The sequence below is a fragment of the Paenibacillus sp. JSM ZJ436 genome (assembly GCF_044383795.1).
In the GTDB taxonomy this organism is placed as follows: Bacteria; Bacillota; Bacilli; order Paenibacillales; family Paenibacillaceae; genus Paenibacillus_AQ; species Paenibacillus_AQ algicola.
The window spans coordinates 103,354-125,017 of record NZ_JBISEO010000003.1; the positions used below are offsets into that span (position 1 = coordinate 103,354).

The window sequence follows — 21,664 nt, forward strand, 5'->3', positions numbered from 1 at the left end:
GGGGCGGAAGGTTTTTTTGATGTAATGTAGGTTTGACAGGTAATTTTTGAGAGGAGGATGACTGATGAGCGCGCAAACTCCAGAAGTGCGGTCTACAGAGCAATTACGTGAGAAATGGATGAAGCCTGAAGTAATTTCCGGATCGGAAATTTTGCTTCGGAGTCTTCTTTTGGAAGGTGTCGAATGCGTCTTTGGATATCCCGGCGGCGCCGTTCTCTATATTTACGATGCCATGTATGGATTTGAGGATTTCAAGCACGTCCTGACACGCCATGAGCAAGGAGCCATCCATGCGGCTGATGGATATGCCCGTGCCAGCGGCAAGGTCGGAGTCTGCATCGCGACCTCCGGTCCTGGTGCGACGAACCTCGTCACCGGCATTGCAACAGCATATATGGATTCTGTGCCGATGGTTGTCATTACCGGCAACGTGGCAACAAGCCTGATCGGCACCGACGCTTTCCAGGAAGCAGACATTACGGGCATTACGATGCCTATTACAAAGCACAGTTATCTGGTGCGCGATGTGAAGGATCTGCCGCGCATCATCCATGAAGCCTTCCATATCGCCTCGACAGGCCGTAAGGGACCGGTGCTGATTGATATTCCGAAGGATGTATCCGCCGCGAAAGAGCTGTTCCAGCCGCCAGGTGACGTACAGCTGAGAGGCTACAATCCGCGGACCGTGCCGAACCGCCTGCAGCTCGACAAGCTTTGCCGGGCGATTGGCGAGGCAGAGCGCCCGCTGATTCTGGCTGGCGGCGGCGTGATCTACTCCGGTGCCCATGAAGCATTGTATGAATTCGTGACTCGGACGCAGATTCCGATTACAACTACGCTGCTGGGGCTGGGAGCCTTCCCGAGCGGACATGAGCTGTGGACCGGCATGCCGGGCATGCACGGTACCTACACCTCGAACCATGCGATTCAGCAGAGCGATCTGCTCATTAACATCGGTGCCCGCTTTGACGACCGTGTCACCGGCAAGCTGGACGGCTTTGCACCACATGCCAAGATCGTTCACATTGATATCGATCCTGCCGAGATTGGCAAGAACGTGCCGACAGACATTCCGGTCGTTGGCGATGTGAAGACGGTGCTGGAAATGCTGAACCCGATTGCACCGGCTGCAGCCAAAGCCGATGCCTGGAGAGCCCAGATCTCCGAATGGAAAGGAACTCACCCGTTCAAGTACCAGGATTCAGAGGAAGTGCTGAAGCCGCAATGGGTTATTGAGATGCTCAATGAAACAACGAACGGAGAAGCAATTGTAAGCACGGACGTGGGACAGCATCAGATGTGGGCAGCCCAGTATTACAAGTTCAACCAGCCGCGCTCCTGGATTACATCCGGAGGACTGGGAACGATGGGCTTCGGCTTCCCTGCTGCGATCGGTGCCCAGATGGCTCACCCGGACCGGCTGGTCATCTCGATCAACGGAGACGGCGGGATGCAGATGTGCTCCCAGGAGCTGGCGATTTGCGCGATCAACAAGATTCCGGTCAAAATCGTAGTGATTAACAACCAGGTGCTGGGCATGGTTCGCCAGTGGCAGGAGCTCATTTACGATAACCGTTACAGCCATATTGATCTTTCCGGCAGTCCGGATTTTGTAAAGCTGGCTGAAGCTTATGGTGTCAAGGGACTGCGCGCGACGAACAAGGAAGAAGCTCGCAAGGCATGGGCGGAGGCCATGGATACGCCAGGGCCGGTGCTGATCGACTTTGTCGTTGCCAAAGGCGAGAATGTATATCCGATGGTGACCCAAGGGTCCACTATTGACCAAATGCTGATGGGGGATGCGTGAGATGAGCGGTTTTAAACATACGATTGCCGTATTGGTTAACGATCAGCCTGGTGTCCTCCAGCGGGTTGCAGGTTTGTTCGGCCGCCGCGGCTTCAACATTGAGAGTATCACGGTGGGACAGTCCGAAGAGGTCGGATTGTCCCGGATGGTCATTGTTACCACAGGGAGCGATACCACCCTGGAGCAAATTGAGAAGCAGCTGTACAAGCTCATTGACGTCATCAAGGTGATCAATCTCAGCTCCAAGCCGATGGTAGCCAGAGAACTGGCACTGATCAAGGTCAAAGCCGAGCCTTCGGCAAGACCGGAGATCCTGGGCGTAGTAGAGACCTTCCGGGCCTCCGTTGTCGACATTGGTGCAAACAGCATGATGGTTCAATCTGTAGGCGATACCGGCAAAATTGATGCCATCATTGAGCTTTTGAAGCCATATGGCATTCAGGAGCTTACCAGAACCGGTGTCACCGCGATGATCCGGGGCAATGCACAGTAACATTGTAATACGGGCAAGTTATCATTGATCCGCAAGCCTGCCTGGAATGAGCGGGAATTTGAGTAGATTTTGGACGACATTCTCAGGTCTGCTGAAATACCCGCTCATTCATGAAGGGGCTTTATATTAAAGGAGGATTTATACTAATGGCAATTACAACGTACTATGAACAAGACGCAGAACTGAGTGTACTGAAAGACAAGACGATCGCAGTAATCGGTTATGGCAGCCAGGGACATGCCCAGGCGCAAAACCTTCGTGACAGCGGACTCCGTGTTGTGATTGGCCTTCGTGAAGGCAAATCCTTCGACAAGGCGAAGAATGATGGCTTCGAGGTTCTTTCCGTAGCCGAGGCTGTTCAGCAAGCTGATGTGGTTCAAATCCTGATGCCAGACGAAACTCAAGCTTCAGTATACAAGAACGACATCGAGCCGAACCTCAAACAAGGCGCAGCCCTGATGTTCTCCCACGGCTTTAACGTTCACTTCGGTCAAATCGTAGCTCCAAAAGAAAATGACGTGCTGCTGGTAGCACCAAAGTCCCCTGGACATATGGTTCGCCGTACGTATGTTGAAGGCTTTGGCGTACCTGGCCTGATCGCGATCGAGAAGGACGCTACAGGCAATGCTAAGGCTATCGGCCTGGCTTATGCCAAGGGTATTGGCTGCACTCGTGCAGGGGTTATTGAAACCTCCTTCCGTGAAGAAACGGAAACTGATCTGTTCGGGGAGCAGGCTGTTCTGTGCGGCGGCGTATCCGCTCTGATCAAGGCAGGCTTTGAAACGCTGACAGAAGCTGGATATGCTCCGGAAATGGCATACTTCGAGTGTCTGCATGAGCTGAAGCTGATCGTTGACATGATCTATGAAGGCGGCCTGGCTTCCATGCGTGATTCCATCAGTAACACAGCCGAGTACGGTGATTATGTAACCGGACCACGCATCGTTACCGACGAAACGAAGAAAGCGATGAAGGAAGTACTGTCCGACATCCAGCAGGGTAAATTTGCCCGCGACTTCATCTTGGAGAACCAATCCAACCGTGCGTTCCTGACCGCTACACGCCGCAACGAATCCGAGCATCCGGTAGAGGTTGTGGGTGCGCAGCTGCGTGAAATGATGCATTGGATCAAGAAGTAACAGCGTATACTGGACTATTCATAACCAAGCGCCGGCGGCTAGGGACAGCCTTGTTCCTGCCGCCGGAACTATATATTCTGCCAAAGAACTTTAAGGAGGTGTCAGCATGCGTAAGATTTATGTGTTTGATACGACACTGCGGGATGGGGAGCAATCACCGGGCGTGAACCTGAACACGCGTGAAAAGGTAGAGATCGCCCATCAGCTTGAAAAGCTGGGAATCGACCGCATGGAAGCAGGCTTTCCAGCCGCATCACCCGGGGATTTGGCCGCGGTAAATGCTGTAGCGCGAGCGGTTAAGGATGTGACTGTCATCGGATTGTCCCGTTCCCGAGAGAATGACATTGACGCCGTTCGGGAAGCGCTGATTGGTGCACAGGACCCGTGCATCCATGTGTTTCTGGCGACATCGCCGATCCACCGCAAGTTTAAGCTGCGGATGGAGAAAAGCCAGGTGCTGGAAACCGCGCAGGCGGCGATCCGGTATGCCAAGAAATACTTCTCCAAAATCGAATTTTCGCTCGAGGACGCTGGCCGGACGGAGCTGGACTTCATGTCCGAGGTTGTAGGCATGGCGGTACGCGAGGGTGTTCAGGTTGTGAACATTCCGGATACCGTAGGATATATGAATCCGGCGGAATACGGCGCTATTTTCAAGCACCTCAAGCAAAGTGTGCCGGGTATTGAGCAAGTACAGCTCAGCGCCCACTGTCATAACGATCTGGGTCTGGCAACAGCCAACACCCTGGCAGCAATTCTGAACGGTGCCGACCAGATTGAAGGCACAATTAACGGTATTGGAGAGCGTGCCGGTAATACAGCGATCGAGGAAATTGCGATGGCGCTAGCGACACGTCAGGAATTTTTCCAGGCCAAGACCGATCTGACGCTGACGGAGATTGCACGTACGAGCCGTCTGGTCAGCAAGCTGACGGGTATGGTGGTACCGGGGAACAAAGCGGTTGTAGGCGCGAACGCCTTCGCCCATGAGTCCGGGATTCATCAGGACGGTATGCTGAAGGAGAAATCCACGTACGAGATCATGACTCCGGAATCCATCGGACTGAAGGAAAGCAAGCTGGTGCTGGGCAAGCACTCCGGACGCCATGCGTTCCGCGAGAAGCTGCTGGAGCTGGGGTATGAACTGGGTGAAGAGCAGGTGAACGACGCTTTTGCCAAGTTCAAGATTCTGGCAGACAAGAAGAAGGAAGTGTCGGATGAGGACATCCTGGCGATTCTGGAGGAGAAGCTCATTGATACTCCGGAAGTGTTCCAGCTGAAAACGATGTTCGTGACGTTCGGCAATGAAGCAACACCGACGGCCAAGATTACGATCGAAACCGCGGACGGCCTGATTGAAGAGGAAGCTGAGGGCAACGGCTCTGTGGATGCAATTTATAACGCCATCGACAAGGTCACGGCTGAAGAAGTTACGCTGTCTGATTATTCCATCAAGTCGGTTTCGCAGGGTAAGGATGCTCAAGGTGAAGTACATGTCGTTCTGACGCAGAACGAGGTGTCTGCGCAAGGGCGCGGGCTGAGCACAGATATTCTGGAAGCCAGCGCGAGAGCCTATGTGGATGCGGTCAATCAGCTGATTGAGAAGCGGAAGACCTTCGGGAAGCGGGACCGCGTGACATTGTAATCTGACAACCGCAGGAAAGTGTATAAAAATGGTGCCGGGATGTTTGAATCCGGCACCATTTTTTTTGTACAAGAGAGATTGTCTTATCCGTTACCAGGCGTAGGCCTGTGGCGCAGTGCCTCCGGGACCCGGGAAAATGTCATCGAGAGCTTTCATGACGGATTCGTCCAGCGTCACCTCAAGACAACGCAGAGAGCTTTCCAGCTGCTCTAGTGTACGAGGGCCGATAATCGGAGACGTCACCGCAGGATTGGCGGCCACCCAGGCCAAGGCTACAACATCCTGCGGCTCGCCCAGCTCCAGGCACAGGGAGGCGAACTGCTCCAGCTGTGTCCGGTGCTGCTCAACCCGCTCGTCATTGCCGCCGCTGCGGGAGCCCTGAATCTTCTTCAATGCATTGCGTCCAAGCAGTCCTCCGTCCAGCGGGCTCCACGGAATGACACCCAGACCGTAATGCTGAGCGGCAGGAAGCACTTCCAGCTCTGGCAGGCGGCAGTTCAGGCTGTATTTGTGCTGCTCGGATACCAGGCCCAGAAAGTGCCGGCTCTTGGCTTCAGACTGCGCCGCTGCAATTTGCCAGCCTGCAAAGTTACTGGAGCCAACGTAGCCGATTTTGCCCTGCTGCACGGCGACCTCAAACGCACCCCACATTTCATCCCAGGTGACCGAAAGATCACTGTGATGCATCTGGTACAGCTCGATGTGATCAGTCTGCAAGCGCTTTAGAGAAGCGTCGAGATGACGGCGCACCTTGTAGGAGGACAGACCGGCATGATCGTTCGGTCCATCTAATGGATCGCTCATCGTACCGTACATTTTGGTGGCGAGAACCACCTTCTCCCGGCGTCCGCCGCCCTGCTGAAACCAGCGTCCGATAATGCTTTCTGTCAAACCGGAATTCTCACCCCAGCCATACACATTGGCGGTGTCAAAAAAATTAATGCCGGCATCCAGCGCAGTATCCATAATCCGGAAGGCCTCTTTTTCATCAGTGACAGGTCCAAAATTCATGGTGCCTAAACAGAGGCGGCTGACCTTCATGCCGGATTTTCCGAGCGGAGCAAATTGCATCTTGTCATCTCCTTCGTAGTTTAATGAACTGCAGCGTACTTCTCTCTATTCTAAAGAAGGATCACGGATGATAGCAAATCTAGGGGAATACAGCTAACTTATAGGCAAAGCTTATTAAGTTCATAGATTCTATATCTTGGTCAAGCTTGACTAAACTATGATACAACAGTGAGTAGGATAAAACGGATGAATTACGCATTTACATATGAAGGAGTGGATTTACATGTCAGAAACGAAGAAAATTGCGGTTATTGCTGGGGACGGGATTGGTCCAGAGGTTGTAGCAGAGGCAGAGAAAATTATGAAGGTAACGGAAGAGGTTTTCGGGTACTCCTTTAGCACAGAGCATGCTCTGTTTGGCGGCATTGCCATTGACGAGAAGGGAACTCCACTGCCGGCGGAAACGCTGGAGGTGTGTAAGAATGCGGATGCGGTGCTGCTTGGAGCGGTTGGCGGTCCGAAGTGGGACAATAATTCGAAGGAGCTGCGTCCTGAAACCGGTCTGCTCGGCATTCGCAAAGAGCTGGGACTGTTCTCGAACCTTCGTCCGGCCGTTATTTTTGATTGCTTAAAGGATGCGTCCACCTTGAAGCCGGAAGTGCTGGAAGGCACCGACCTGATGGTTGTCCGTGAGCTGACTGGTGGAATCTACTTCGGTGAGAAGTTCAGACGTGAAGGAGCAGGCGGCGAAGAAGCAGTAGATACCTGCGTATACAACACGGCTGAGGTCGAGCGTATTGTACGTCAGGCATTTGAAATTGCGGGCAAGCGCCGCAAGAAGCTGGCTTCGGTCGATAAAGCGAACGTTCTGGAAACCTCCCGCCTGTGGCGTGAAACCGTCAACCGCATCGCGCCAGAGTATCCGGAGATCGAGCTGGAGCATGTCCTGGTTGACAATTGTGCGATGCAGCTGCTGCGCCGCCCGGCAAGCTTTGATGTCATCGTAACGGAGAACATGTTTGGTGATATCCTGAGCGACGAGGCCGCGATGCTGACAGGCTCGATCGGCATGCTGGCTTCGGCTTCTATGGGTGAAGGGAGCTATGGCTTGTACGAGCCGGTACACGGCTCAGCTCCGGACATCGCAGGCCAAGGCCTTGCGAACCCGATTGCAACGATCCTCTCGGTAGCGCTGATGTACCGTCTGACCTTCGGCTATGCCGACGCTGCAGATGCGATTGAACGGGCTGTAGCTGAGGTGCTGGATGCCGGTCACCGCACTGCGGACATTGCGGTAGACAAGAGCCAAGCGCTAAGCACTACAGAGATGGGCGACCTGATTGCGAAGGCCATCCGCAAAGCTTAATGGACTGATTTCCTTAATTATAATGATTATAATAAAATAACGTCTATAATCTTGACTTTGCCATTTTGCAATGATAACATCATTAAGGAACTGTTCCCGGAACATAAATTATGTATATGTACAAGCTGTTGGCTTGTACACCTTAAGGAGGAAAATCAATCATGGCAGAACGTTTGGTTGGTAAAGCAGCACCGGATTTCACAATGGAAACCGTATCCGGCGATGGCAAAGACTTTGGTAAAGTCAGCCTGTCCGACTACCGCGGCAAGTGGCTTGTATTCTTTTTCTACCCGCTGGATTTCACCTTTGTATGCCCTACTGAAATTACAGCTTTGAGCGATGCATATGAGCAATTCAAGACATTGGACACTGAGGTTCTGGGCGTAAGCGTGGACTCTGTTCACAGCCACAAGGCTTGGATCAATGCCTCCAAGGATGCTAACGGCCTGGGTCAGCTGAACTTCCCGCTGGCTTCTGACATCACCAAGAACGTTGCTCGTGACTACGGCGTCCTGATCGAGGAAGAGGGCGTAGCTCTGCGCGGCCTGTTCATCATCGATCCGGAAGGCGAACTGAAGTATCAAGTCGTTAACCACAATGACGTTGGCCGCAGTGTAGAAGAGACGCTGCGTGTTCTGCAAGCTCTGCAATCCGGCGGTCTGTGTGCAATGAACTGGAAGCCAGGCGACACGAACCTGTAATTGAACCTGGACTTTTTCATACGAAAGCTCTCAATCCCTTGATAGAGGAAGGGAACGAGAGCTTTTTCGTTTCAATAATGATGTTTAATTGATCCCTGCGGGGTTGAAATATAAGTAGCACAAGTTTAGTGTATATGGTAGTAGACGTTCTGGTTAGCATAGGATCTGTATATTCGTGTAGTTCTTTCATAACATAACGTAAGGGTCATTTGACTCAATTTTGAGGTAAGCGGGACAGCTTGAAGGAATCATAGGGGCTGAAAGCGAATACAATATCGAAAGCATAAGCTATGGATTGACAGGGGAGGGTGAACAGTATGAGTTTTTGCTGCGGAGCTAGTATGGTGGGAACAAAAGGTACATTGAAGCATTATCGGACCCAGGTGCATAATGTTCCCCTGTTGTTTTGTCCGGTATGTCAGCGCATTGAAGTTCATCATCGGGTAGAGAATGAATATGAGATCCTCGCGGAATACGCTCATGGCGACGGTGCGGCCCATGTGGATTTTCAAGACTACGTGATGGAAGATGAGGAGACGATCTTCGAAAATGTGGTGAACCGCGAATCCGAAGATGCGCTGGAGGTTGTACAGAGCCAGATTGACATGTCTCTCGATCTCCTGGCCGTAGCCAAATGGATGCAGGATGAGAAATGGCAAGGTGAGCTCAAACGCCGGCTTGCGGTGATGAGTCAGCGCAGGCTGCAGCTTCAGCATAAGGCATAGCATAGATCTAGGGGGTGTCCCGGGAACGCTTCAGTGCGTTGAGGGACAGCCCCTTTTTGTTGTCGTTGGGGGCCGTGAGGCGGCCCGGAGGCGTAGCGTATGCGAAAAAGCGAACTCGATGCGTCGCTCGCCCGCTCCTGCGCCAAATGAACGCGAAAAACTGAACCCGATGCGTCGCACGCTCGCCCCCGCGCCAAACGAACGCGAAAAAGCGAACTCGATGCGTCGCTCGCCCGCCCCCGCGCCAAACGAACGCGAAAAAGCGAACTCAATGCGTCGCACGCTCGCCCCCGCGCCAAACGAAAGCGAAAAAGCGAACTCGATGCGTCGCACGCCCGCCCCCGCGCCAAACGAACGCGAAAAACCGAACTCGATGCGTCGCACGCTCGCCCCCGCGCCAAACGAACGCGAAAAACCGAACTCGATGCGTCGCACGCCCGCTCCTGCGCCAAATGAACGCGAAAAACTGAACCCGATGCGTCGCACGCCCGCCCCCGCGCCAAACGAACGCGAAAAAGCGAACTCGATGCGTCGCACGCTCGCCCCCGCGCCAAACGAACGCGAAAAAGCGATACTCGATGCGTCGCACGCTCGCCCCCGCGCCAAACGAACGCGAAAAAGCGAACTCGATGCGTCGCACGCCCGCCCCTGCGCCAAATGAACGCAAAAAAGCGAACTCGACAATAGTCTCTCAAGATGCCGGAAGCATGCACTTTATGAACAAGGCGGCTCTTCCAATTTAAATTTACCTTTACATAACTCGTAACGTTTTTTTTTTACGCATTTGATGTATTTCGACAGTTTCTCTGATTGACGGCTATTCCTTCCAGTGACTATGATGGAGAAAATACAGATTTTACAATTTTTCCTGCTGCCGTTATGTTGTTTTGTCGTATGCCGTTACCGATTTTCGACCTCATTATCTGATGGAGAGAGGGGGAGCTCGTTTGTTGAGTGATGTTCAACAAGCCGGCCCGAAGGACATGAGGGCTTTTCAAAACAGTCAGTTGGTGAGAAATAAGTATGAGAATATTCTGGAGAATCTGGACAGTGGAATTATTCTTTTTGACAGTGAAGGGGTACTTGCATTTGTCAATGTACAGATGGCTAGACTGCTGGGAGTGCCTAGGACATCCATGGCGGGGTGCACATTGACACAACTGCTAAGACATCCCGGAATTACACGCTTTAAACGGAAAAAAATTATCAGGATTTTTCGCGAAACCGTCTTTCACCGCAAAAAAAACCACGAGTTGGTTGATGAATACGGCCGATCCTGGCTCATTACCATGACGTATGGTGACCAGATGGAAGGAGATTTTTTGATAAGTGTCAAGGACGTATCCGAGTTTAAACAAATCGAGCAAACCGCTTACCAGAACGACAAGCTCGCCATGCTGGGTAAAATATCAGCTTCGATTGCCCACGAAATCCGGAACCCTCTCACTTCAATCCGCGGATTCATTCAGCTCCTTCGTCCACACCTGATCACGATGGGAAAAGATGAATATGTACGCATTATATTGATGGAAATTGATCGTGCGAACGATATCATATATGAATTTTTGAACTCATCCAAGCCGTCTGCTCCTCAAACGACCATGATTTCGGTGCTGTCGTTACTGAAGGAGGTTGCGCTTCTTACAGAGAGTGAGGCTCTAATGAAAGGCTGTCAGATTGTTCTTCATATGGATGAAGTCGATGAAACAGCCATCTCTGTCGATGTGAAGCAGATCAAGCAGGTCATCCTGAACCTGGTCAAAAATGCACTGGACGCCATGGACGACAATCATAGCCACATTCAGGGCAGGATTGAAATATGGGCCTCGCGGGTGGAGAAGCAAGTACATATCCGGATCTCGGACAATGGAAAGGGGATGGACCGTCATACGCTGAATCATCTGTTTAATCCTTTTTTTACGACAAAAGAGGGAGGGACCGGACTTGGACTGTCTGTCAGCTATCGCATTGTACGGAACCATGGAGGTTCAATTGCAGTAGAGAGTCAGGTCGGTAATGGGACAACCTTTATGATAACGCTTCCAATTATGGATGTTGCGCAAGAGTAAGAAAAGGGTAAAGGGATGGTGAAATCCGGAGCAGATACAAAACAGGGAGGGACAGCGATGAAATGGAAGCTGCGAAGTATTCACGACCCTTTAGAAAGCGCGGGGCCCGATGCACGAGTGCTGCTAATCAGCAGACATCAGATATTCCATGCCAGTTTAGATCGCCAGCTTCAACCGGTACTTCAATCTCTGGTGGAAAAAAGACTCTTTCAGGGCCAGCCGGGGTCTACCTATATTTTGCCAGTCTGGAAAAAGGATCACTTTGAGACCTATATTCTGACAGGCAGAACGGAGGGCCCCTTGACCGCTGGAGAGCTGCGCCAGGCGGCAGCTTATGCCGCAAGAGCCGCCATCAAGCTGGGGGCTAGAAGGCTGGAGATGGACATTCCCTCTACGATGCAGGAATTTATGGTGGAGCAGGATGCGGAGGGATGCGCTCAGGCGCTGTGCGAAGGCTTTATTTTGGGATCGCAACGGGCTAAGCATTATCGGAGAGAGCAGCCGGAGCAGGCTCAGCTTGAGGAGATCACGTTTCAGCTGGATGGACCGGTGGAGCCCGGCTTTCAGGAGGCATGGGAGGAAGGGGTTCGCTGGGGCAGTTCAATCGGCGATGGGGTTGTCCTGGCGCGCCGCCTGACGAACCTGCCAGGCAATCTGCTGGTCCCCTCAGACCTGGCTCAAGCTGCGCTGGAGCTTGCTGAGCGGTATGGTATGGAAGCGGACATTATAGATGAAGAAAGATTGGCGCAGCTAGGCATGGGAGCACTGCTGGCTGTCGGCAAGGGCAGTGCCCACCCTCCTCAGATGATCGTGATCAAGTATCAGGGGACAGATACGTGGGAGCATGTGACAGGACTTGTCGGCAAGGGGATTACCTTTGATACTGGAGGCATATCTTTAAAGCGCGGCAGCGGTATGGAGGAAATGATCGGTGATATGGGCGGCGCTGCTGCCGTCCTTGGCGTCATGGAGGTGCTGGGACAGCGCCGGCCCAAGGTGAATGTGGTCATGGTGGTGCCAACAGCAGAAAATATGCCAGACGGCAATGCCGTCAAGCCCGGCGATGTGATCACCACGCTGAGCGGCCGGACCGTTGAGGTGCTCAACACCGATGCCGAGGGAAGGATGGTGCTGGCGGACGGGGTAACCTATGCCAAGGCGCTGGGAGCCGAGCGAATTATCGATGTAGCGACATTAACCGGCGCGGTTGAGGTGGCACTGGGACAGGCCGCGACGGGAGCGGTCACCAACGATGATGTGTTTATGCAGGAGCTGATCACCGCTTCCCGGAGAGCGGGAGAGAATGTGTGGCCGCTGCCATCGTATCCGGAATACTGGGATATGCTCAAAAGCGATGTAGCAGATCTCCGCAATTCCACGGGACGTATGGCGGGCGCAATTACAGCGGGATTGTTTGTCGGCACCTTTGCAGACGGACTGCCATGGATTCACCTGGATATCGCCGGCACCTCCTGGAGCCGGAAAGAGAGCGGCCTGGAAGCGAAGGGCGGTACCGGTGTCATGGTGCGCACCCTTACGGAATGGGTACGCTCCCAAGAGGAAATCTCCGACATTAGGCCATAGGTAAGAGGCAAAGTCAGGCATTGCCTGCTCTGTGAAGTCCGCGTTCAGCGGACTTTTTGCTTTACTTTTCCACAGCCATTCAAGTATGATGAAGAGAAAAACCGGGGTGAAGGGAGTTTAGCTTGGATGAAAAGTAGTCATACCAAAATCGTAGATTGTACCATCCGTGACGGCGGTTTGGTCAACAATTGGGATTTCAGCGTGGAATTTGTTCAGAATTTATATGCCGGCTTGAATGAGGCAGGCGTAGAATATATGGAAATCGGTTATAAGAATTCACCAAAGCTGCTGAAGGGAGCCGACAAGGCAGGGCCTTGGCGCTTTTTGGACGATGATTTTCTGCGTGAAGTCATTCCGAACAAGGGCACCACGAAGCTGTCCGCGCTGGTCGATATCGGCCGCGTTGAGGTGGACGACATTCTGCCGCGTGAACAAAGCATGCTGGATTTGATCCGTGTAGCCTGCTACATCAAGGATGTGGACAAGGCGCTGGAGCTGGTTCGCGTATTCCATGAACGCGGCTATGAAACCACCATCAACATTATGGCATTGTCCAATGTGATGGAGAACGAGCTGCTGGAAGCTTTTGAGATGATTAAGGACAGCGTTGTCGATTTCGTCTATATCGTGGATTCCTACGGAAGCCTGGATCACAAGGATATTGAATACCTGGTCAACAAGTTCAAGTCGCATCTGCCGAACAAGCGCCTGGGTGTGCACACGCATAACAATATGCAGCTGGCCTTCTCCAACACGCTGGTGGCTGCAGAGCATGGTGTAGAGCTGCTGGACGCCTCGGTATATGGCATGGGCCGTGCGGCGGGCAACTGCCCAACTGAGCTGCTGGTTACCCACCTGAAGGGCACTAAATATCAGCTGCGCCCTGTGCTCGACATTATTGAGCGCTTCATGATCCCACTGCGCGAGAAGGAAGAGTGGGGCTACATTATCCCGTACATGATTACAGGTACGCTGGACGAGCATCCAAGATCCGCGATGGCGCTCCGGGCCTCCGAGGACAAAGATAAGGCTGTAGACTTCTATGACAAGCTGACCACCCCTGAAGTGACGTTTGACAAGTAAGTGCACTGACAGTCCCGAGCCTGAAGAGGCTTGGGGCTTTTTTGCTTGCTCAAGAGCAGGTGAACTGCTGAAGTCATTCCGTTGCACCGTGCGCTTCAAGCTTAAAAAAAGAGTTGCAATTTATATTGCTGCGTGATATATTTATTTTTGTCGTTAAGACGGCTTACTGCTAACGGGACGTAGCTCAGCTTGGTAGAGCACCTGGTTTGGGACCAGGGGGTCGCATGTTCAAATCGTGTCGTCCCGATTTTTTAGTTGATGCGGGTGTAGTTCAATGGTAGAACTCCAGCCTTCCAAGCTGGTAGCGTGGGTTCGATTCCCATCACCCGCTTAATCATGAAGAACCCTTGCGCTGCAAGGGTTTTTTGTTTGCGCATTTTTCGAGATATTATGTCTTGCAGCTCATCCGGCAGCAAGAAAGGAATAGCGTATCCTAAACCACGACGATGAAAGAGCGCCGGACCCCATTCACAGGATGGGGTCCGGCGCTCTTTGCTGTCCGCAGGGAACAAGCCTTTATCCCCGCTTGGCTTTGGTTACCTTCAGATTGTAGCGTCTGCCATAGGCGCAGCCGTACGCAACGATTCTGCGAATAAACCGCTGGTGATCCGGCAGCAGCATAAATGGCTTGGGGTCCGGGATCGTATTCACTTCCAGAATCCAGGGCCGAAGATTGCGATCGAGGCATATATCCAGGCCCAGCTCATTCAGTTCACGATGGTGCACTGAGAGTGTGGATGCAGTGACGTGGGCGAGCCGGTTCATGTGCCGCAGCAGCTGCTGCGTCCGGCGCTGGCTGGCGAACCGGCGAAGCAGTACCGATGGCGGATAGATCGAGCCGCCTTGGCTGCCGTTCGTTACCGCTTTGCGAGGATGCGCCAGTCGAGCGAAGGTGCCCGTGCACTCCCACTGCCGCGCAGGATTGCGCTGAATCATAACCCGAAAGTCAAACGGTCTTCCCTGAGAGCGAAGCAAATGTACTCCGCGCTGGACCAGATATTTGCGCTGCTTGAAGTAAGGGCTCAGCGATACATACAAGTCCTGAAACGTCTTGAAGCAGTAAACTTGGGTGCCATATTGATAGCAATAGCTCTCTTTGAGCCGCTCTACACGGATCACGCCGCGGCCCTGAGAGCCGTAGTCGGGCTTTACGTACACCATGCCGTATTGATGAAGCATGTGGAATAAGGCTTGTCGATTCAATCGCTGGGTGTGGGGGATATGTTGAGCCAGCATGCGGCTGGACTGCATCATGGCTGTTCGTTTCAGCTTCCCGCCCAAAAGCTTTTTGGCCACCTTGGTTTCCTTCCTTTCACAGATTCAGGATGTCAATCAGCACCTTATTATATGGCGCTGTAACCGTATTGGGTATGGTTTACAGCCCAGAGAGGCGGAGGAGAATGATCTCCGAAAGTGTACAGATGCTGTAAGCATAGCCGTCTGTGACGGACCTTGCGGCATGGATTTGCATAAGCTGATTTGAATCGCACATCCATGAAAGGGGAGCTTCTGCCCATGATATCCTCGGAACAATGCCATGAAATGATTGCCCGGGTCAGCGGCTGCTGTCCCTGGTATGTCACCTGGGCCGGGCTGGATTTCAAAAATCGGAATCTCCGGCTATCCTCACTTCCGCTGATGACTTCTTCGGTGCTGGAGCAGTATTACTACACGCCGGATTCCGGCCTGTCTGCTCAAAGCGGGATGCTGGAATACCGCACGTCCGGTACGAGCTCGGGGCGGCGCAAGTCGATTTTTTATAGCCCTTCTGATGAAAATCATTACGTTAACATCAAGCTGGACGTATACCGTACCATCCTGGGCGCTGACTCCTACCGCTCTGCCTTGGCGGACATGGGCACCGGTCACGCCGAAGCGACAGCGGTGGAGGTGTTTCGGCGGCTCGGGATGACGGCGGAGTCCATTTCCTTCAGGCTGCCCATTGAGCAGCATTTGGAGAAGCTTTTGGAGTTTCAGCCAGAGGTGCTGTATACCATGCCTTCCATTTTGGAGCGGATCCTGCTGGCCTCTCCCGACCCGGCGGCTTACGGCATTCGGAAAGTGATTCTCGTCGGTGAAATCGCGCCGAAGGGCTGGATGGCCCGCGCCGCGGAGCAGCTAAACCTGACGCTTGCGGACATGACAGATACGTACGGCTCGATTGAGATCGGAACGATGGCCTATTACTCTCACGAGCACGGACGATACGTGCTGACAGACGGGCTTACAGCCGAAGGCGTGGGGGCTGAGGAGCTTGGAGAGGGGCTGGAGCCGCTGCCGCCCGGAGAGCAGATTCTGGTGCTGACCTCGTCGGTCAGAGAGGCGTTCCCCGCCATCCGTTATGTCACCTACGATGTGGTGCGGGACTTGAGACCGATTGAGGTAAACGGGGTGCAGCGGATGAGCTTTGACAGCATTGTTAAACGGGTAGGGCCAGATCTGAAGCATGGCGAAAAAATCAGCATCTACGATATTGAGGATGTCCTTTACCGTCGTTTGGGAACGGGAAGTGTGCGGGTTCATATGGATCTTCACGGATTGCAGGTGATCGTCTATTCCCCTGCCCATCCTACTAGCGGAGAGCCTGCGTTTACATCGGCTGAGCTGGAAGCGGCAGGAAGAGAGCTGGAGCAGCGGATTCCGGAAATCGCCGCAATGGTTCAGGCTGGAATCATCGGAAGGATTACCGTCACCGAGCAGCGCTTTCAGGACGAGGACCACCGCAGCGCGGTCAAACAGAAAAAAATACATTATAACCATCGTGAGGGATCGGCATGAAGCTGGAGGGAGGCATTGTAGATAGCATCGGGAAGACCCCGCTGGTGCGGCTCTCATCTCTGTTTGCCCGCGAGCCGTTTGCTGTATACGGGAAGCTCGAGGGCATGAATCCCGGCGGCAGCGCCAAGGACCGCCCGGCGCTCTATTTGCTGAAGGAAGCCATTCGGCGAGGTGATCTTACTGCCGGCAGCGTGGTGATCGAGTCCAGCTCGGGGAATCTCGCGATCAGCCTGGCCCAGCTGTGCTGCTTCCTTGGTCTGCGCTTTATCTGTGTGGTGGACCCGCGTACGACAGAGCAGCATAAGTCAATTATCCGCAGCTTTCAAGGGGAGATCGAGCTGGTGGAGCAGCCCGACCCGGTGACCGGTGAGTATCTGCCTGCACGGATCGCGCGAGTCCAGGAGCTGATGTCCCAGATTCCACAGGCGTATTGGACCAATCAATATGGTAATCCAGATAACAGCCGGGCGCATTATGAAACGACCATGACTGAAATCGGAGATGAGCTTGGCGAGGTGGACTACTTGTTCTGCGGTGTCAGCTCCTGCGGGACGATTCGCGGCTGTGCCGATTATATCGCGGCGAAGGGCTGGAGCACGAAGGTGGTCGCGGTGGATGCGCGCGGCAGTGTTATTTTTGGCGGAGAGAAGGGGTCACGTCAATTTCCGGGCCTGGGAGCAGCCATGATTCCGGGGCAGTTCAGATCCGGGATGACGGATCAGGTCCGGTACGTCACCGACCGGGATTGTGTAGAGGGCTGCCGGCTCCTGGTGGAAAAAGAAGGCATCATGGCCGGCGCCTCCTCCGGCGGCGTCATCGCGGCCTTGCTGGGGATGAAGTCATCCATTCCGCGGGATGCTGTTTGCTGCGCCATTTTGCCGGATCGGGGTGAGCGGTATCTGGATACAGTGTACAACGATGACTGGGTGCAGCGGGTGCTAGGCTGGAATCCCCGCGGTAGCAAGGGAGGCCTATGATGCTGTATTTAAATGATAAAGATATTGCCGCTATGGGTACGGATTGGCATGCTCTGAGGGATACGGCCCGGCATGCGCTGATGATGGATGCTGCCGGGGACAGTGCTCACCCAATCAAGCCATATTTACGCTTCCAAAATCCGCAGAATCGCATCATTGCTATGCCGGCTTACGTCGGGGGCGACATCGGACTATCCGGGATGAAGTGGATTGCAAGCTTTCCGGGTAATGTGGAAAAAGGGCTTCCGCGTGCGCATAACACAGTTATTTTGAACCATATAGATACGGGCGAGCCGTTGGCCTTCTTTCACAGTGCCCGGCTTAGCGGACTGCGGACCGCCGCCGTCAGCAGCCTGATGGTGCAGGCCTATATGGATGCGCGGCAGCCTGTCAGCGTCTGTCTGGGCATTCTCGGCTGGGGACCGATTGGACGTCTTCATCTGGAGATGTGTGCCGCTATGCTGGGTGAGCAGCTGGAGCAGGTGTATATTTATGATCCTCGGGGAATCGATCCCATAACGACTCCTGAGGTCCTGCGGTCCAAGACCGTCATCACAGAAAATTGGCAAGAGGTATACCGGCTTGCAGACATCATGGCCACCTGTACGGTAGCCTCCTCCCGCTATATTGATGAAAAGCCGAGAGAGGGTATGCTGCTGCTGGGCGTTTCTCTTCGGGATTATCTTCCGGAAAGCGTCGCCCATCTGAAAGGAATTGTGGTGGACGACTGGGATGAGGTGTGCCGGGAAAATACCGATATTGAACAGCTGCATCAGAAGTATGGCCTGCACAAAGAGGCTGTTCACACGCTTGCAGATGTCGTTTGCGGGCAGCGCTTGCGTTCTATGGATCGATTGGAGCCGATCTTTTTTAACCCGATGGGTCTTGCTATCTTCGATATTGCTGCCGCGGGCTATTACTGGCGTAAGGCTGTGGAGCATGGTATCGGAGTGAAACTCTCGGTGTAATAGCTAATCGAAGGCGCAAAAGTAACATTACCGGAACATCTGTCGGTATTGCGAGGGGGATATCTGTGTCCAGCGCTTGAACTGTTTGCTGAACTGGGAAGTGTCCTTGTATCCTAACCTCTCCGCGATGGCGTCGATCGTTAGCTCTCCATTCAATAGAAGCAGCCGTGCCTCTCTCAATTTCATCTTAGATAGATATTGTCTCGGAGACATTCCAAACACCTTGCGGAAGATGCGATTGCAGTATGCCGCGCTGTAGCCGAGTTCTTCCGCGATGGCAGATATACGATAATCATCGTCAGCATCTCCATGTCGCTCAGCGAGCAGTCCATTGAGCCGCTCTGCAATCCGGTTTGCGAGTCCACCAGACTCCTGCGAGGATCCTAACAATCCTTCCGGTGCATTTGACAAAAGGCGGCTTAAGGCGGTGAGCAGCTGGAAAATAAACGGGAGCGCTTCCCACTTCGTAGGCTTCGCTTCAGCAAGATGGACCAGAATCGGCCGAAGCGCGGCTGCCAGCGGGGACTCCGCCTTATGATATGTATGGTGAATGCTACACAGAGCCTGGCGCAGCGCTGGCTCGTCGAGATCAAAATGAACGCAGCAATAATGCACCTTCAATAATCCCGTGGCCTCACACTCATGCTTTACCTCCGGCTTTAGCAGCACGATATCGCCTGGCTCCATGATGTACTCTTTGCCATCTGCGCGGCAAAGTTGCTGCCCCGAAAGCACCATATTTAATTCGAACATGGGATGGTTGTGGCTCTGAAACAACCATCCTGGCTCAACGATCCGGCTGTGAGCAGCATATGACCTCACGGCGATGTCCACGTCCGTAAGGAACAATTCCTCGAATCTGCTTTCATGTGAATCAGTCCGTTTGTTCGCCATCGATAAACCGCCTTTAGATTTAGAATCCTTCATGCTCTCTATTATAGTCAATTCATTATTAGTCAGGTAAGCTTTGTCCATAAAGTTGCACGGTTTGCCCATCCATTTTTACTCATTTCCTTCGTATTGTTAGACTATTATGAAGGAAGGGAAGAAAAACTGAATGACAACTCCACAATTTTTCAACGCACATCATTCTCCGATCGGGGCATTCTCGAGCTTTACACTCGGATTTCCAGGGGCAAGCGGAGGTTTTGACTTGGAGAGAGGCCAGCCACCAAAGGAGAACGTATTCTTGCTGCTTGAGGACGCCGCTGGTGCAGTCTACCGTGGGCTTCCTTTTTTTGAGGCGGGTGAAGATGAAAGTAAACGGTACAGTTCAGAGCACTCTCCGGATGAGCCTAAATCACAGAGACTGCTGCAAAGGTACGACCAGGAGGAGATTCATCGGAGCTTCAGTGTCGGCAGTGACGTATGGCGCGCTGGCGACTTGACCTTCTCGATTTATTCTCAAATGAGTCCTGTTCCCGATCCAGAGAAAGCTGGAGAAGAAGAGCTGCGTATGGCACTTGTTCCGGCCGTGATCGCTGAAGTGACAGTCGACAATACTCAAGGGAAACAACCGCGCAAGGCATGGTTCGGATACCAGGGTGCCGATCCGTACAGCGTAATGAGGAGACTAAAGCCGGAGTTAACCGATGGCATCTGCGGCGTTGGGCAAGGCCGCATGTCCTTGATAGCGACTATGGATGAAGGCGTGACGCCGACACAGCATTTCTCGATGGAGAAGCTGATTACAAATGTGCATGAAGAAAATTATGATTTCGGGCTGGGCGGTGTCGGTGCACTGCTGATGGAAACACCTGCAGGGATGAAACGAACGTACCGATTCGCCCTTTGTTTCTATCGTGGCGGCTATGTGACAACCGATATCGATGCCAGCTACTGGTATACGAATTACTTCGCAAATATTGAAGCAGCCGCCAGGTTTGCTCTGGAGTACTTTGAGGAATTAAAGTCCCGTGCTCTCGAGGCGGACACTTGGTTGGCTGGCACCGGATTGTCCGAGGAGCAGCGCTTCATGCTGGCTCACTCGATCCGAAGCTACTACGGCAGCACTCAACTGCTGGATTGGAACGGCAAGCCGCTCTGGAATGTGAACGAAGGCGAGTATCGGATGATGAATACATTTGATCTGACCGTGGATCAGCTGTTCTATGAAATCCGGATGAATCCGTGGACGGTTCGCTGTGAGCTGGATCTTTATGCAGACCGCTACAGCTATCAGGATCAGGTCTTGTTCCCCAATGACGATACGCTGTATCCCGGCGGGATCAGCTTCACGCACGATATGGGTGTGGGTAACTCCTTTTCACGTCCCGGCCATTCTGCGTATGAATTGGCGGGGCTGGATGACTGCTTCTCCCAGATGACTCACGAGCAACTGGTTAATTGGCTATTATGCGCTGCGGTATACGTTCATCGTACGAATGACACGCTGTGGCTTGAGAAACGGCTCCCGCTGCTGGAGCAATGTCTGACCAGCATGCTGAACAGGGATCATCCGGATCCCTCGAAGCGCAACGGCATTATGGGACTGGACAGTTCTCGCTGCAAGGGAGGGGCAGAGATTACGACGTACGACAGTCTGGATCAATCGCTCGGTCAAGCGCGTAACAACATCTACCTGGCCGGTAAATGCTGGGCTGCCTATGTGGCTCTCGAGCAAATCTTTCGCAATGCCGGCAACGACGTCTCCGCAGGCATTGCTGCGGAACAGGCAGATCGCTGTGCCGCATCAATAGTCTCCTTCGCCAAGGAAGACGGCTATATTCCTGCCATCTTGGGAGAAAATAACGATTCCAAGATTATTCCTGCTATTGAAGGACTTGTATTTCCGTACGCGTTCGGCTGTATTGATGCGCTTGACGAGAATGGACGTTTCGCATCCTACATCGCTGCCATGAAGCGCCATCTTGAGCATGTGCTCCGCCCCGGCATCTGTTTGTTTGAGGATGGAGGCTGGAAGCTTTCTTCAACCAGTGATAATTCATGGCTGAGCAAAATCTACTTGTGTCAATTCGTCGCCCGCAGCATACTGGGTATGCCTTGGGATGAGCAAGGACGTCAAGCTGACGAAGCTCATGTCGCATGGCTGACAGATCCACGGAATGCGTTCTGGAGCTGGAGTGATCAAATGTTGTCAGGAATTGCGATTGGCAGTAAATATTATCCACGGGGTGTGACGTCAATTCTGTGGACAGAGCTCCCGGCAATAAGCTCACCCGCTTGTCATCTGCACCAATAATGCATATAATGATACCAGATCATTTTGTGCATAGTTTGAAATGCTGGGATGGAGAAGAGTAAGCAGTGCTTCTGTACAGGGAGCGGACGCCGTGGATTGAGAGTGTCTGCATAGAA

The 21,664-nt window shown here is 53.0% G+C and carries 18 protein-coding genes and 2 tRNA genes; 17 read left to right on the forward strand and 3 right to left on the reverse strand.

The features are described 5' to 3' along the window. The first annotated feature begins 64 nt into the window (after positions 1-64). The 4 genes from ilvB (at position 65) to ACH6EH_RS04725 (ending at position 5,084) form a co-directional block, all read left to right on the forward strand. Positions 65-1,807 carry a biosynthetic-type acetolactate synthase large subunit gene (gene ilvB / locus ACH6EH_RS04710; protein WP_138226725.1) on the forward strand — a complete coding sequence of 581 codons (1,743 nt, stop codon included), beginning with the start codon at positions 65-67 and terminating at the stop codon, positions 1,805-1,807. A 1-nt stretch (position 1,808) separates the two neighbouring features. Further along, on the forward strand, positions 1,809-2,300 hold the full coding sequence (gene ilvN / locus ACH6EH_RS04715) for an acetolactate synthase small subunit (RefSeq protein ID WP_138226724.1): 492 nt from the start codon (positions 1,809-1,811) through the stop codon (positions 2,298-2,300). A gap of 146 nt (positions 2,301-2,446) precedes the next feature. Continuing rightward, positions 2,447-3,439, forward strand: coding sequence for a ketol-acid reductoisomerase (gene ilvC / locus ACH6EH_RS04720; RefSeq protein ID WP_397331325.1), 993 nt, complete (start codon positions 2,447-2,449; stop codon positions 3,437-3,439). A 106-nt stretch (positions 3,440-3,545) separates the two neighbouring features. After that, entirely contained in the window at positions 3,546-5,084 is a 1,539-nt protein-coding gene (locus tag ACH6EH_RS04725) for a 2-isopropylmalate synthase (protein WP_138226722.1), read from the forward strand. Between the two features lie 90 nt (positions 5,085-5,174). On the opposite strand, the gene ACH6EH_RS04730 is transcribed toward ACH6EH_RS04725, so the two are convergent. Next, positions 5,175-6,155, reverse strand: coding sequence for an aldo/keto reductase (locus tag ACH6EH_RS04730; RefSeq protein WP_208203037.1), 981 nt, complete (start codon positions 6,153-6,155; stop codon positions 5,175-5,177). A 223-nt stretch (positions 6,156-6,378) separates the two neighbouring features. On the opposite strand from ACH6EH_RS04730, the gene leuB reads away from it, so the two are divergent. From leuB to ACH6EH_RS04775, 9 genes are all read left to right on the forward strand, one after another. Further along, positions 6,379-7,461, forward strand: coding sequence for a 3-isopropylmalate dehydrogenase (gene leuB / locus ACH6EH_RS04735; protein ID WP_397331326.1), 1,083 nt, complete (start codon positions 6,379-6,381; stop codon positions 7,459-7,461). Positions 7,462-7,622: 161 nt separating this feature from the next. After that, a complete protein-coding gene (locus tag ACH6EH_RS04740; protein WP_138226719.1) occupies positions 7,623-8,162 on the forward strand; it encodes a peroxiredoxin in 540 nt (179 codons plus the stop codon). 317 nt (positions 8,163-8,479) lie between these two features. Next, positions 8,480-8,887 carry a hypothetical protein gene (locus ACH6EH_RS04745; RefSeq protein WP_138226718.1) on the forward strand — a complete coding sequence of 136 codons (408 nt, stop codon included), beginning with the start codon at positions 8,480-8,482 and terminating at the stop codon, positions 8,885-8,887. Positions 8,888-9,005: 118 nt separating this feature from the next. Further along, positions 9,006-9,548 carry a hypothetical protein gene (locus tag ACH6EH_RS04750; protein WP_397331328.1) on the forward strand — a complete coding sequence of 181 codons (543 nt, stop codon included), beginning with the start codon at positions 9,006-9,008 and terminating at the stop codon, positions 9,546-9,548. Between the two features lie 286 nt (positions 9,549-9,834). Next, positions 9,835-10,956 carry an ATP-binding protein gene (locus ACH6EH_RS04755; RefSeq protein ID WP_397331330.1) on the forward strand — a complete coding sequence of 374 codons (1,122 nt, stop codon included), beginning with the start codon at positions 9,835-9,837 and terminating at the stop codon, positions 10,954-10,956. A gap of 57 nt (positions 10,957-11,013) precedes the next feature. Continuing rightward, positions 11,014-12,540, forward strand: a complete 1,527-nt coding sequence (locus ACH6EH_RS04760; protein WP_397331331.1) for a leucyl aminopeptidase — start codon at positions 11,014-11,016, stop codon at positions 12,538-12,540. 126 nt (positions 12,541-12,666) lie between these two features. Beyond that, a complete protein-coding gene (locus tag ACH6EH_RS04765; protein ID WP_397331332.1) occupies positions 12,667-13,623 on the forward strand; it encodes an aldolase catalytic domain-containing protein in 957 nt (318 codons plus the stop codon). Positions 13,624-13,796: 173 nt separating this feature from the next. Beyond that, positions 13,797-13,870, forward strand: a tRNA-Pro gene (locus ACH6EH_RS04770). Between the two features lie 13 nt (positions 13,871-13,883). Next, positions 13,884-13,954, forward strand: a tRNA-Gly gene (locus tag ACH6EH_RS04775). A 185-nt stretch (positions 13,955-14,139) separates the two neighbouring features. Here ACH6EH_RS04775 and ACH6EH_RS04780 read toward each other — a convergent pair. After that, positions 14,140-14,919 carry a YheC/YheD family protein gene (locus ACH6EH_RS04780; RefSeq protein ID WP_397331333.1) on the reverse strand — a complete coding sequence of 260 codons (780 nt, stop codon included), beginning with the start codon at positions 14,917-14,919 and terminating at the stop codon, positions 14,140-14,142. Between the two features lie 219 nt (positions 14,920-15,138). On the opposite strand from ACH6EH_RS04780, the gene ACH6EH_RS04785 reads away from it, so the two are divergent. From ACH6EH_RS04785 to ACH6EH_RS04795, 3 genes are read left to right on the forward strand one after another with little or no spacing between them, the layout of a single operon-like run. After that, complete coding sequence (locus ACH6EH_RS04785) at positions 15,139-16,401, forward strand: phenylacetate--CoA ligase family protein (RefSeq protein WP_397331334.1); 1,263 nt, start codon at positions 15,139-15,141, stop codon at positions 16,399-16,401. Then, a complete protein-coding gene (gene sbnA / locus ACH6EH_RS04790) occupies positions 16,398-17,378 on the forward strand; it encodes a 2,3-diaminopropionate biosynthesis protein SbnA (RefSeq protein WP_397331335.1) in 981 nt (326 codons plus the stop codon). The genes ACH6EH_RS04785 and sbnA overlap by 4 nt, the downstream gene beginning before the upstream one ends. Continuing rightward, positions 17,375-18,346, forward strand: coding sequence for a 2,3-diaminopropionate biosynthesis protein SbnB (locus ACH6EH_RS04795; RefSeq protein ID WP_397331336.1), 972 nt, complete (start codon positions 17,375-17,377; stop codon positions 18,344-18,346). Before sbnA ends, ACH6EH_RS04795 begins: the two co-directional genes overlap by 4 nt. 27 nt (positions 18,347-18,373) lie before the next feature. Here ACH6EH_RS04795 and ACH6EH_RS04800 read toward each other — a convergent pair whose 3' ends face one another. Then, positions 18,374-19,273, reverse strand: a complete 900-nt coding sequence (locus ACH6EH_RS04800) for a helix-turn-helix transcriptional regulator (RefSeq protein WP_397331337.1) — start codon at positions 19,271-19,273, stop codon at positions 18,374-18,376. 130 nt (positions 19,274-19,403) lie between these two features. On the opposite strand from ACH6EH_RS04800, the gene ACH6EH_RS04805 reads away from it, so the two are divergent. Then, positions 19,404-21,548 carry a glycoside hydrolase family 52 protein gene (locus ACH6EH_RS04805; RefSeq protein ID WP_397331338.1) on the forward strand — a complete coding sequence of 715 codons (2,145 nt, stop codon included), beginning with the start codon at positions 19,404-19,406 and terminating at the stop codon, positions 21,546-21,548. The last annotated feature ends 116 nt before the right edge of the window (positions 21,549-21,664 follow it).

Excerpts from the sequence above, each read along its gene's own strand:
- ACH6EH_RS04785 (WP_397331334.1), top strand. The coding sequence starts at position 15,139 with ATGATATCCTCGGAACAATGCCATGAAATGATTGCCCGGGTCAGCGGC.
- ACH6EH_RS04730 (WP_208203037.1), bottom strand. The coding sequence starts at position 6,155 with ATGCAATTTGCTCCGCTCGGAAAATCCGGCATGAAGGTCAGCCGCCTC.
- ACH6EH_RS04725 (WP_138226722.1), top strand. The coding sequence starts at position 3,546 with ATGCGTAAGATTTATGTGTTTGATACGACACTGCGGGATGGGGAGCAA.
- ACH6EH_RS04760 (WP_397331331.1), top strand. The coding sequence starts at position 11,014 with ATGAAATGGAAGCTGCGAAGTATTCACGACCCTTTAGAAAGCGCGGGG.
- ACH6EH_RS04800 (WP_397331337.1), bottom strand. The coding sequence starts at position 19,273 with ATGAAGGATTCTAAATCTAAAGGCGGTTTATCGATGGCGAACAAACGG.
- leuB (WP_397331326.1), top strand. The coding sequence starts at position 6,379 with ATGTCAGAAACGAAGAAAATTGCGGTTATTGCTGGGGACGGGATTGGT.
- ACH6EH_RS04765 (WP_397331332.1), top strand. The coding sequence starts at position 12,667 with ATGAAAAGTAGTCATACCAAAATCGTAGATTGTACCATCCGTGACGGC.
- ilvC (WP_397331325.1), top strand. The coding sequence starts at position 2,447 with ATGGCAATTACAACGTACTATGAACAAGACGCAGAACTGAGTGTACTG.
- ACH6EH_RS04745 (WP_138226718.1), top strand. The coding sequence starts at position 8,480 with ATGAGTTTTTGCTGCGGAGCTAGTATGGTGGGAACAAAAGGTACATTG.
- ACH6EH_RS04740 (WP_138226719.1), top strand. The coding sequence starts at position 7,623 with ATGGCAGAACGTTTGGTTGGTAAAGCAGCACCGGATTTCACAATGGAA.
- ACH6EH_RS04795 (WP_397331336.1), top strand. The coding sequence starts at position 17,375 with ATGATGCTGTATTTAAATGATAAAGATATTGCCGCTATGGGTACGGAT.
- sbnA (WP_397331335.1), top strand. The coding sequence starts at position 16,398 with ATGAAGCTGGAGGGAGGCATTGTAGATAGCATCGGGAAGACCCCGCTG.
- ilvN (WP_138226724.1), top strand. The coding sequence starts at position 1,809 with ATGAGCGGTTTTAAACATACGATTGCCGTATTGGTTAACGATCAGCCT.
- ACH6EH_RS04805 (WP_397331338.1), top strand. The coding sequence starts at position 19,404 with ATGACAACTCCACAATTTTTCAACGCACATCATTCTCCGATCGGGGCA.
- ilvB (WP_138226725.1), top strand. The coding sequence starts at position 65 with ATGAGCGCGCAAACTCCAGAAGTGCGGTCTACAGAGCAATTACGTGAG.
- ACH6EH_RS04750 (WP_397331328.1), top strand. The coding sequence starts at position 9,006 with ATGCGTCGCTCGCCCGCTCCTGCGCCAAATGAACGCGAAAAACTGAAC.